11 protein-coding genes and 1 pseudogene are annotated in these 10,642 nt (G+C 70.2%); 2 read left to right on the top strand and 10 right to left on the bottom strand.

Going from position 1 to position 10,642, the window contains the following annotated elements; translation table 11 throughout:
• The 3 genes and pseudogenes from ASG00_RS06385 to ASG00_RS18690 form a co-directional block, all read right to left on the bottom strand.
• Positions 1 to 493 (bottom strand): hypothetical protein (locus ASG00_RS06385; protein WP_235559333.1); only part of this gene is annotated, 493 nt, incomplete at its 3' end.
• A gap of 62 nt (positions 494 to 555) precedes the next feature.
• Positions 556 to 1,262 (bottom strand): annotated as a pseudogene (locus ASG00_RS06380) (helix-turn-helix transcriptional regulator); the annotation flags it as partial.
• A 4-nt stretch (positions 1,263 to 1,266) separates the two neighbouring features.
• Positions 1,267 to 1,323 (bottom strand): hypothetical protein (locus ASG00_RS18690; protein WP_268772025.1); only part of this gene is annotated, 57 nt, incomplete at its 3' end.
• 101 nt (positions 1,324 to 1,424) lie between these two features.
• Between ASG00_RS18690 and ASG00_RS06375 the strand changes: the two genes are divergently transcribed.
• Entirely contained in the window at positions 1,425 to 2,462 is a 1,038-nt protein-coding gene (locus ASG00_RS06375; RefSeq protein ID WP_082483111.1) for an NAD-dependent epimerase/dehydratase family protein, read from the top strand.
• Here ASG00_RS06375 and ASG00_RS06370 read toward each other — a convergent pair.
• The 4 genes from ASG00_RS06370 to ASG00_RS06355 all read right to left on the bottom strand — a co-directional run bounded on the left by ASG00_RS06370 (position 2,456) and on the right by ASG00_RS06355 (position 6,992).
• Positions 2,456 to 3,703, bottom strand: coding sequence for an alpha/beta hydrolase (locus ASG00_RS06370; protein WP_162238358.1), 1,248 nt, complete (start codon positions 3,701 to 3,703; stop codon positions 2,456 to 2,458). The genes ASG00_RS06375 and ASG00_RS06370 overlap by 7 nt on opposite strands.
• A 213-nt stretch (positions 3,704 to 3,916) precedes the next feature.
• The gene (locus ASG00_RS06365) at positions 3,917 to 5,188 is read right to left on the bottom strand and encodes a sugar ABC transporter permease (protein WP_045247781.1); all 1,272 of its coding nucleotides are present in this window, start codon (positions 5,186 to 5,188) and stop codon (positions 3,917 to 3,919) included.
• Positions 5,185 to 5,970 (bottom strand): ATP-binding cassette domain-containing protein, encoded by a 786-nt coding sequence (locus tag ASG00_RS06360; protein WP_045247782.1) that lies wholly within the window; start codon positions 5,968 to 5,970, stop codon positions 5,185 to 5,187. Before ASG00_RS06360 ends, ASG00_RS06365 begins: the two co-directional genes overlap by 4 nt.
• 77 nt (positions 5,971 to 6,047) lie before the next feature.
• Positions 6,048 to 6,992 carry a sugar ABC transporter substrate-binding protein gene (locus ASG00_RS06355; protein ID WP_235559331.1) on the bottom strand — a complete coding sequence of 315 codons (945 nt, stop codon included), beginning with the start codon at positions 6,990 to 6,992 and terminating at the stop codon, positions 6,048 to 6,050.
• A gap of 10 nt (positions 6,993 to 7,002) precedes the next feature.
• Between ASG00_RS06355 and ASG00_RS17415 the strand changes: the two genes are divergently transcribed.
• Positions 7,003 to 7,215 (top strand): hypothetical protein, encoded by a 213-nt coding sequence (locus ASG00_RS17415; protein ID WP_235559329.1) that lies wholly within the window; start codon positions 7,003 to 7,005, stop codon positions 7,213 to 7,215.
• A gap of 177 nt (positions 7,216 to 7,392) precedes the next feature.
• Here the strand turns inward: ASG00_RS17415 and ASG00_RS06350 are convergent, their stop codons facing one another.
• The 3 genes from ASG00_RS06350 to ASG00_RS06340 are packed head-to-tail and all read right to left on the bottom strand — an operon-like array spanning position 7,393 to position 10,561.
• Positions 7,393 to 8,622 carry a sugar ABC transporter permease gene (locus tag ASG00_RS06350; protein ID WP_082483096.1) on the bottom strand — a complete coding sequence of 410 codons (1,230 nt, stop codon included), beginning with the start codon at positions 8,620 to 8,622 and terminating at the stop codon, positions 7,393 to 7,395.
• A complete protein-coding gene (locus tag ASG00_RS06345; protein ID WP_082483095.1) occupies positions 8,619 to 9,479 on the bottom strand; it encodes an ATP-binding cassette domain-containing protein in 861 nt (286 codons plus the stop codon). The genes ASG00_RS06350 and ASG00_RS06345 overlap by 4 nt, the downstream gene beginning before the upstream one ends.
• A gap of 17 nt (positions 9,480 to 9,496) precedes the next feature.
• Positions 9,497 to 10,561: a sugar ABC transporter substrate-binding protein gene (locus ASG00_RS06340; protein WP_048809006.1), complete on the bottom strand. Its 1,065-nt coding sequence runs from the start codon at positions 10,559 to 10,561 to the stop codon at positions 9,497 to 9,499.
• Positions 10,562 to 10,642: the final 81 nt, after the last annotated feature.

The raw sequence follows: 10,642 nt of genomic DNA, 5'->3' as shown, positions 1-10,642 counted from the left end.
CCTCGTCGACGCGGCAGGAGTCGAAGGTCACGCGGGTGAGGGTCGCGTCGGGGAGGTCGAGCGTGCCGATCTCGCAGTCGACGAATCGCACGTCGGCGAGTTCGGCGGACGGCAGCGAGAGGTAGCCCACGCGGATGCCGCGCAGCGTCACGCCGTCCCAGGCGGCGCGCAGGCCGTCGAGGGTGCCGATGCGTCCGCCCGTGAGGGCGACGTTGCGCCACCGGGCGTCGCGCAGCCGCAGCTCGACGGCGCGCAGGTCGTCGACGACGACATCGGTGAACGTCGTGCCGGTCGCGTCGAAGAGCGCCACGGATGCCGCCTCCACCCGCGACTCGACGAGTCGGGCGTGCGCGGCGAGCACATCGTCGGCGAGCCCGGTGATCCGGGCCGCGAGGAGGTCATCGCGTGGGGAGAGTCCGCCGGCCTCGTCGAGGTCGTCGGGAACGTCCGGCGCGCTGTCGCGTGGGGGAGCGGGGGTGTCGCGCCGGGCCATGGGGGTCAGCCTAGACGCGCCCCCTGCGGGCATCGCACCCGCTTGCCGCAACCCCCCGACGTTCACCGCGCCGGGGCGGCGCTCGCCGCGAGGAGGGCGAGCTTGTCGGCATCCGCCGTGCCGGGCTCGGCGTGGTAGATCACCAGCATCATGCCGTCCGTGCCGGGGATCGCAAGCTTCTCGCGGTCGACCGTGAGCGCGCCCACGCTCGGGTGCGCGAACGTCACCGTCGCACCTTGGCGCATCCGCACGTCGTGGCGCGCCCAGAGCCGCCCGAAGACAGGACTCGCAAGCGACAGCTCCCCGACGAGTGCGATCACGCGCGGGTCGTCGGTGTCGGCGCCGATCGACTGCCGGAACCCCGCAACGAGGCCCGCCGCGGCCTCGTCCCAGTGCGGGAACAGGTCGCGCTCGGCGTCGTCGAGGAAGAAGTCCCGCAGCCGGTTGCCGCCCACCGTGAGACGTGGCGAGAGTGCGGCGGCGAGCGGATTCGCGGCCAGCACGTCGAGGCAGCGCCCCTCGACGAACGCCGGGAACGGCACCTGGCCGACGAAGCGCAGCGTGTGGGCCGGCACCACCTCCGCGCGTCGACGGGTGCGCACGGCGCGGGGCCGCGGCATCCCGATCTCGTTCAGGTGGCGGGCAGCGTCGGCATCCAGCCGCAGCACGCGTGCGAGCGCGTCGAGCACCTGCGGCGACGGATGCCGGTCGCGGCCCTGCTCGAGCCGCAGGTAGTAGTCGGCGCTGATGCCCGCGAGCATCGCGACCTNNNNGATGAGCTCGCGCCGGGCGCGCAGGAATGCGCCGAGTCGGTTCTCGTCATCGCCCATGCTGCGAGAGTACGACGGATGCCGCGGCCGATCCTGGTCCCGTCATCCCCAGGATCGTCCGGGCACTGGTGATGGCCGCCGTGCGCGCGCACGATGTAGCCATGACCGCCCCCTCTCCTCTCGTCGTCGTCACCGGCGGTGCCGGGTTCATCGCGTCGCAGTGCATCGTGCAGCTTCTCGCCGCCGGCTACCGCGTGCGCACCACCTCCCGCTCCCTCGACCGCGATTCCGCCCTGCGTGCGCAGCTCGCGCGGCTGGGCGCGGCATCCACCGACGGCCTGGAGGTGGTCGCCGCCGACCTCACCGCCGACGACGGCTGGGACGCCGCGCTCGCCGGGGCGACCTTCGTGCTGCACGTCGCGTCGCCCGTCCCTCACGGTGCGCCGCTCGATGACGACGCCATGATCGCCGCCGCCGTCGACGGCACCACCCGCGTGCTGCGCGCGGCGCCCCGTGCCGGGGTCTCCCGTGTGGTGCTGACCTCGGCCTTCCACGCGATCGGCTTCGGCCGCGGGCGTACCGACCACCTGTTCACCGAGGCGGACTGGTCGCCGCTCGACGGCCCCGGCATGGACGCCTACGGGCGCAGCAAGGTGTTCGCCGAACGCGCCGCGTGGGAGATCGTCGGCGAGACCGGCCTCGAGCTCGCCGTCATCAACCCTGTCGCGGTGCTCGGGCCCGTGGCATCCGATTCGCTCTCGGGCGGAAACGCGATGGTGCGGCGGCTGCTCTCCGGAGGGATGCCGTCGGCCATCAACCTGTGGCTGCCGATCGTCGACGTGCGCGACGTCGCCGACGCGCACCTGCGGGCCATGACGACCGCGGATGCCGCGGGCCACCGCTTCCTCCTCGCGAGCGGCGAGGGCCTCACGTTGCCGCAGGTCGCGCGCGTGCTGCGCGAGGAGCTCGGAACGGATGCCGCACGCGTGCCGACGCGCACGACGCCGAACTGGCTCGTGCGGCTCGCCGCGCGACGCAAGCCGGAGCTGCGCGGCGTCGCCGCCGACCTCGGTCACGTCAAGCGCATCGACGCATCCGCCGCCGGCCGAGTGCTCGGCTGGAGCGCACGCCCGGCGCGGGAGACCGTCGTCGACGCGGCCCGCAGCATGATCGCGGCGGGACTCGTCGCGCCTCAGTGAGCGGGGATGAGCCCCAGGTGCCCGAAGAAGCCGGCGAGGCCGTGGCGCAGTCCCCAGCGCACGGTGTTCCAATCGTGGCCGGTGCCGGGTGAGATGAGCACGTCGGTCGCGATCGCCGCGGCGCGCGCCCCGTCGGCCAGTTTTCGCGCCGCCGTCACGAAGATCGGGTCCTGTTCGCCGGCAACGAACGTGACGCGCGAATCTCGGAACGGGCCGTGCGCATGCATGAGCGCGAGCGGATGATGTCGGGCGTATTCGGCCGCCGAGCCTCGGAACGCCACCTTGACCGTATCGACCCCGATCGTCGGCACGAGCTCGCTCGAGATCGCGAGCGCCGAGGCGAAGACGTCCGGATGCGTGACGGCGAACTGGATGGAACAGGTGGCGCCTTCGGAGAATCCGAGCACTCCCCATGCGAGCGGGCTGCTGCTGACGCGGAAATGCGACTTCGCCCAGGTCACCACGTCGGTCGCGACGTACGTGTCGACGTTGCCGAGCGTCGAATCCACGCACATCGGATTCGACGACGCGGCGCCCAGCTGGTCGGGAGAGATGACGATCGGCGCGAATCCGTGGTGAGCGGCGGCGAAGGTGTCGAGCACAGTGGCGAGGCCGCCGAAGGTGAAGAGATCCGACGGGCTCCCGGGCTGGCCGGAGAAGGCGAGCACCACCGGAAGAACCGGCGGGTGCGCCGTCAGGGCCGCGGGTGGCAGATAGATCGTCGCGGGCCGCGCGGCGAAGTGGGAGACCGTCGCCGGGATCGTGGCCGACACGACCGCGCCGGCCGCGGGCACCGGGGCCCCTCCCGCGGCGGTCGACACATAGTCGGTGCCCACGGCCTCGACCGAACCATGCTCTCCGGAGGCGACATCCGCCAGTGCGGGTGGTGCCGGACGCCCCCACAGATCGGCGACGGTGGGGTAGACGCCGAAGACTGCGTTCACGCCGAGGGCTGCGGCCGTGATCGCGGAGACCGCCGCCGCGGCGCCTGCGAGTCTGTGCCACCATCGTGCGCCCGCGATCGCGGCCACGCCGACAGCGAGACCCGCGACCGCGACGACGACCCAGGATCTCCCGGCGAAGGGGACGGCGACACCGACCCCCGGCCCAAGGTCGAGGAGGGCTGTCAGGGCGAGCGCGGCGGCGAGGACTGAGCCGGCGATGGTACCCGCGGCGACCAGTGCGGCGCGACGCGAGCGGCGGCGAGCGAGAGCCACCACACCGAGCAGGACGGAAAGCATCAGGACCGTCCCCGAGACCGCCGAGTCCACCAACGACATGCTCGCCAACCACGACGGGAGCGTGAGATGCGCGGGCACGACGCGAGCGTACGTCGGCGCGGCTATCAGCCCGACGTGATCCCGCTGGGAACTCACCCGACACACTGACCCGCAGACCACCGCGGCGCCCGACCCTCGTGAGAGGACCGGGCGCCGCAGCATCCGCTCTGCGCGTCAGGAGCGCGAGGTGCCGCCCGACCGCAGACGCGAGACGGCGTCGACGGTGGCGGCCAGGATCAGCACGCCACCCGTGACGAGCAGGTTGATGCCCGCCGGCAGGCCCAGCAGGCCGAGGCCGTTGGTGATCATCGCGATCACCAGGGCGCCCAGCGCGGCGTGGATCAGGCGACCGCGTCCGCCGAAGAGGCTGACGCCGCCGACGACCGCTGCGGCCACACCGCTCAGCACGATGTCGCGGCCCGCGGTCGCGTCGACCGAGCCGATGCGCGCGACGTCGAACAGCTGCGACAGCACGGCGAGACCCGAGCAGACCACGAACGCCGACCACTTCACCCAGCGCACCTTGATGCCCGAGCGGCGGGCGGCCTCGGCGTTGCCGCCGATCGCGTAGATGTAGCGGCCGAACTTCGTGCGGTCGAGCACGAACGTGCCGATCCACAGGATCGCGAGCACGACCGGAACGATCACGGGCACGCCCGTCACCGCACGCACCGACTGCGAGCGGTCGAGGCTGAGGAAGTACACCGCGACGCCGCCGAGCACGAGGATGACGGCGAGCTTGATCCACACGAGCGAGATCGCGCGGTTCGGAACGCCGGCGCGGGTGCGACGTGCACGATCCCAGAACGCCGTGACCGCCGTGATGACCAGCACCACGACCAGCAGCGCCCAGCCGGCCCAGATCGGCATGTTGCTGTTCTGGATGTCGCTGAGGAACTGCACGTTCATCTGGTACAGGCCGCCCGACCCGATGATGATGAGGGCGAGACCCTGGTAGCCGAGGAACAGACCCAGGGTCACGACGAACGACGGGATGCCCACCCTCGCAACGAAGAATCCGATCAGGGCACCGGTCGCGATGCCCGCGGCGAAGCCGATGAGCAGCGCCGGGATCCACGGCACGCCCACCCGGTCGTTCAGCACGACGAACAGGGCCATCGAGACGCCACCGGTCACACCGGCCGACAGGTCGATCTCACCCAGCAGCAGCACGAACACGAGGGCCATGCCGAGCATGACGAGGCTCGCCGCTTGGTTGAGGAGGTTGGCGAGGTTGCCGGTCGTGAAGAAGTAGGGGCTCAGGAACGAGAACAGGATGGCGAGCACGATGAGCCCGCCGAGCGCCGGGAGTGCGCCCATCTCGCCACCGCGCACCCGCTGCCACCAGGCAGCGACCTGGTCGCCGAGGCCGCCTTCGACCCCGCTGCCGATGAGGTCGCCGGCGACCGGGTCGGGTGCGGCGTTCGTCCGCGTCGTGCTGCTCATGCGTTGCCGCCTTCCACAGAGATGGTCGAGGTGCCCACGAGCGGAACGTCGCTCTTGGAACCGGTGATGTAGGCGACGACTTCGTCGCGGGTGGTCTGCGACGTCTCGAGCTGCGCGACGAGCTGGCCGAGGTAGAGCACGGCGATGTCGTCGGCGACCTCGAACACGTCGGCGAGGTTGTGGGAGATGAGCACGACGGCGACGCCCTGCTCGGAGAGGCGCTTGACGAGGTTCAGCACCTGCTCGGTCTGCGCGACACCGAGCGCCGCGGTCGGCTCGTCGAGGATGACCACGCGGGCCTTCTTGAGGACGGCGCGGGCGATCGCGACCGTCTGGCGCTGACCGCCCGAGAGGCTCGACACCTTCTGGCGCACCGACTTGACCGTACGCACGGACAGGGAGCGCAGCGTGTCTGAGGCCTCCTTCTCCATGCGACCCTCGTCGAACGTGCCGGCGCTGGTCTCCTCGCGGCCGAGGAACATGTTCTGCACGATGTCGAGGTTGTCGGCGAGCGCGAGGTCCTGGTAGACGACCTCGATGCCGAGGGCGGCGGCCTCGCGCGGGCTGTGCAGGTCGCGGTGCTGGCCGTCGATGCGCACGTCGCCGTCGTCGTAGGGCTGCACGCCCGCGAGGCCCTTGATGAGCGTGGACTTGCCGGCGCCGTTGTCGCCGACGAGGGCGGTCACCTTGCCCGGGTGCACCTTGAGGTTGACACCCTTGAGGACGTTGACGGGGCCGAACGACTTCTTCACGCCCACGAGTTCGATGATCGGATCTGGCATGGTGCCTTCTTTCGAGAGTGTCGGACAGCGCGCGGAAGGCGCCGCGTCAGGTGACGCGACGCCTCCCGCAGGCGTGATTACTTGACGCCGTACTTCGTGCAGGCGGCCTGGAGCTCGGCCGTGTTGCAGATGTCCGACGCGGAGGCGTCACCGGCGCTCACGACGGTCTCGACCGTGGTGGCGTCGACCGACTTCGGCGTGACCGAGATGTAGGGCGTGCCATCGGCGAGCTTCTGGTCGGCGGTGACGGTCTGGCCGTTCAGGAGGGCGACGGCGACCTTGACGGCGGCGTCGGCCTCATCCTTGACGGGCTTGTAGACCGTGCCCGACTGCCATCCGAGGAGGATGTTCTGCAGACCCACGACGCTCGCGTCCTGGCCCGACACCGGGATCTGACCGGCCTGGAACGAGTTCTTGAGCACCGAGATCACACCGGCGGCGTTGGTGTCGTTGGCGACCCACACCGCGTCGACCTTGCCACCGAGCGAGGTCAGCGCCTGCTGGAAGTTGGTGGCCGACTTGGACTGGTCCCAGACACCGGCGGGCTCAGCGGCGGGCTTGATGCCGGCAGCCGACATGGCGTCGTTCGCACCCGTGCGGAACATGGCCGCGTTGTTGTCGGTCGGGTCGCCGCCCATGTAGACGACCGTCGAGGAGGCCGGGTCCTTGCCCAGCTTCTTGAGGCCGTCGACGATCATCTGACCCTCGAGCTTGCCGACCTGCACGTTGTCGAAGGACACGTAGTAGTCGGAGCCGGTGAACGAGCGGTCGTAGGCGATGACCGGGATGCCCTGGGCCTTGGCCTTCTTGGCGACGCCCACGGCTGCGCCCTGGTAGTCGGTGAGGATCATCACGCCGCAGCCCTGGGTGAGCTGCTGGTCGGCGATGGTGGCGTACTTGCTGGTGTCACCCTGGGCGTTCTGCACGTCGGCGGTGAAGCCGGCCGCCTGCAGACCGTCGGTGAGGTACTTGCGGTCGAAGTTCTCCCAGCGCGGCGACGACGCCGAGTCGGGGAGGATCACACAAGCGCGCTTGCCGCTTGCCGCAGCCGAGCCGCTGCTCGAGCTGCTGCTCGTGCCGGAACAGCCGGCGAGGAGCATCGCTCCAGCGCCCACGACTGCCGCCGCGAGCAGGATCGAAGACTTCTTCATCATGTGCCTTTCGTCGTTGAAACAGCAGAACCAGCGTTCGGGTGCTGATCGCTTCTCGATCTTTATGACTTCAAGCCTTGAAGTCAATCCGTGAAGATAACGCTTCGGCAACGGCGGGGGAAATGCGGTCAACCGGTGGCTTCAGGGCGATTCCGCCCCGATTCTGCGCGTTGTGCGAACCGATTCGATGATTCCGCTGACGATCCGACGGTCGAATGTTTCCGGCATGCAACGCCGAGTTCGAGGCGTGAACGGATGGTGCCTGACGATGTCAGGCGCGACCGGCGGCCGCGCGCGAACGGCGGGCCGCGGCATCCACGATCACCGCGAGCACGAGCACGGCACCCGTGATCATGTACCGCACCGAGGAATCGAGGTTGAGCAGGGTGAGCCCCGACGAGAGCGACTGCACCACCACGATGCCCAGCAGCGCCGAGAACGCCGACCCTCGGCCGCCGAACAGGCTCGTCCCGCCGATGACCGCCGCGGCGATGGCGTTGAGGTTCGTGTCACCGCCACCCGAGCTCTGATTGGCCGCCGCGAGACGGGATGCCGCGAGGATGCCGCCGATCGCCGCGAGCGTCGAGCACACCACGAACGCCGACATGTACATGCGGCTGACGTGGATTCCGGCACGGCGTGCGGCCTCCGCGGACCCGCCGATCGCGTACACCGCACGCCCCCAGCGAGTGCGCGTGAGCGCGACGTTCATGAGAACCACCGCGACCACGAACAGCAGGAACATGACCCCGATGCCGCGCGAGAGGTTGAGGTACCACGAGGCGACGAGCAGGACCACCAGCAGTGCGCCCGAGCGCACGACGATGCGGGTGACGCTGTCCGAGCCGAGATCAGCGGCCTCGCGGCGACGCGCGCGTCGCACGAGGGAGAGCGCGTAGGCGCCCGCGGCCAGAACGGAGATCACGTACCCCGCCCACCACGGGAGGAACATCTGCTGCGCGAACGTGACGAGCGCCGAATCGAACGGCAGGTTGATCGATCCGGTGTCGCCGAGCACGCGCAGCTGCAGGCCGAGGAAGGCCAGGAGCCCGGCGAGCGTGATGATGAAGCTCGGTACGCCGAACCGGGTGAGCAGCACGCCGTACACGAGCCCTACGACCACGCCCGACAGGGCGGCGATGAGCAGCGCGAGCGGCCACGGCCAGTCCCACTGCACGAGAGCGACCGCGAGCAGCGCCGACGACAGCCCCGAGACCGAGCCGACCGACAGGTCGATCTGCCCGATCAGCAGCACGACGACCACACCGAGGGTGATCATGCCGATCGAGGCGCACTGCATCGTGAGGTTCACGAGGTTGGTGCTCGAGAGGAACACCGGGTTCAACGACTGGAACACCGTCCAGATGATCACCAGCCCGATGATCACCGGCGCCGCGCCCAGATCGCCCCCGCGCACCCGCGCGATCGCCACCGCGACGAGCCTCCGGGCGCCGCGCTCCTCGTCGGGATCGAGCAGCTCGCCGGTGCCCGGGCGCGTCACGAACGGCCGCCCGGCAACGGATGGCTCTTCGTGCGCAGGGAGATGACGTTCGTGTCGACGGGGACGGTTCGCGGTTCGCGGGAGCGCTGCGGCACCCCCGACGTCGACGCACCCGTGATCGCGGCGATCAGGGTCTCGCTCGTGAGGTCGGCTGCGTCGTATTCGCCGTTGTTGCGTCCGAGCCTCAGCACCACGACCCGGTCGGCGACGGCGAGCACCTCCGTCATGTTGTGGCTGATGAGCACGACACCGTGTCCGCGCTCGCGCAGCCGCTCGATGAGGTTCAGCACCTCGGCGGACTGAGCGACGCCGAGCGCGGCGGTCGGCTCGTCGAGGATGATCACGCGCGGCTCCCCGATGAGCGACCGGGCGATCGCGACGGTCTGGCGCTGCCCGCCCGAGAGGGCGGCGACCGGTGTCCGCACCGACGGGATCTTCGCCGAGAGCTCCCGCAGGAGCAGCATCGTGCGCTCCTCCATCTCGATCTCGTCGAGCAGACGGTCGTGCACGAGCTCGCGGCCGAGCCAGATGTTGGCGACGATGTCGAGGTTCTCGCACAGGGCGAGATCCTGGAAGACGGTGGCGATGCCGAGCTGCTGGGCGTGCGAGGGGCTCGACACCTCGATCGGCGTGCCGTCGAGCTCGACGGTTCCGGCGTCGGCGCGGTACACCCCCGCGAGGATCTTCACGAGGGTCGACTTGCCGGCCCCGTTGTCCCCGACGAGAGCGACGACCTCGCCCTCGCTCACACTGAAGTCGACTCCGCTCAGCGCCTTGATCGCGCCGAAGTGCTTGCCGATCCCGCGCATGGTGAGCACGCCCTTGTGGGGGCGTGCCGTCTTCGTCTGATTCACCATCGCTGCCATCGTGCGTCTCACCGTATGCCCGCCGCGGCGCAGGCGGCGGCGTAGGCGGGCGAGCAGATATCCTTCACGGTCCAGAAGCCGTCCGCAACCACGGTCGCCATGATGTCGTGCACGGTGACGGCGACGGGCTGGTACTGCGTGCTCGGCACCCCGTCGATGAGGGTCGGCGACGCGGGAGGCGTGCCGCGGATGAGATCGACGGCAACCTGCGCCGCACGGTCGGCTTCGCGTCCGATGGCCTTGTAGACGGTCATGTACTGGTCGCCCGACACGATGCGCTGGATGGCCGACAGCTCGGCATCCTGTCCGGTCACCACCGGCATCGGCGACACGTTCGCGGCCTTCAGTGCGGCGATCGCGCCGCTCGCGACACCGTCGTTGGCGGCGTAGACACCGACGATGCGATCGCCGTACTGGGTGATCTGTCCGGCGACCCACTCCTGGGCCTTGTCGGGGCTCCAGTCGGGCGTCGAGTACGACGCGAGGATCTGCACGCCGCTGGTCGAGAAGACGGATGCCGCGCCCGCCGCGAACTGTGCGGCGTTGCTGTCGGTGGGCGAGCCGTTCACGACGAGGATGCCGCCCTGCGACAGTGTGCCGCGGTCGGTGAGCCCTTGTACGAGCGCGGTCGCCTGCAGCTCGCCGACCTTCTGGCCGTCGAAGCCGACGAAGTAGGACACCCCACCGCCGGTGATGAACCGGTCATAGGCGATGACCGGCACTCCCGCGGCGCGCGCTGCGGCGACGACGCTCGCGGCCGCATTCGAGTCCACCGGATCGAGCACCAGGACCTTGGCGCCGGCGGCCAGCGCCGACTCGGCCTGCGACTGCTGCTCCGCGGCATCCTGGTCGGCGTTCGAGTAGATCACGTCGTACGGGCCGAGAGCGGCGACGGACTTCTCGAACAACGGGCGGTCGAAGGACTCGTAGCGGGCGGTCTTGGCGTCGGGGAGCAGCAGCGCGATCTTGGCGCGCTGATCACCCGCGGGGGCGCATCCGACCAGTGACGCCGCGAGCGCGACGGTGACGGCGACCCCCAGCGCTGCACGTGCCAGCGTCCTCGCCAGGTTCACGCCTCTTATTCAAACCCATCCGCGGCGCTCTCGCGCGTCAGGCGGGCAAAGAGATGGCGGATGTCGCGGCTCCGCCCACGC

Source organism: Microbacterium sp. Leaf351 (assembly GCF_001423825.1).
Taxonomy (GTDB): Bacteria; Actinomycetota; Actinomycetes; order Actinomycetales; family Microbacteriaceae; genus Microbacterium; species Microbacterium ginsengisoli.
This window is presented reverse-complemented; position numbering and strand designations above follow the sequence as displayed.

Bases quoted from the DNA above. Each gene is read 5' to 3' on its own strand.
- ASG00_RS06365 (WP_045247781.1), bottom strand. From the start codon at position 5,188: ATGAGCAGCACGACGCGGACGAACGCCGCACCCGACCCGGTCGCCGGC.
- ASG00_RS06375 (WP_082483111.1), top strand. From the start codon at position 1,425: ATGACCGCCCCCTCTCCTCTCGTCGTCGTCACCGGCGGTGCCGGGTTC.
- ASG00_RS06360 (WP_045247782.1), bottom strand. From the start codon at position 5,970: ATGCCAGATCCGATCATCGAACTCGTGGGCGTGAAGAAGTCGTTCGGC.
- ASG00_RS06345 (WP_082483095.1), bottom strand. From the start codon at position 9,479: ATGGTGAATCAGACGAAGACGGCACGCCCCCACAAGGGCGTGCTCACC.
- ASG00_RS06370 (WP_162238358.1), bottom strand. From the start codon at position 3,703: ATGCTTTCCGTCCTGCTCGGTGTGGTGGCTCTCGCTCGCCGCCGCTCG.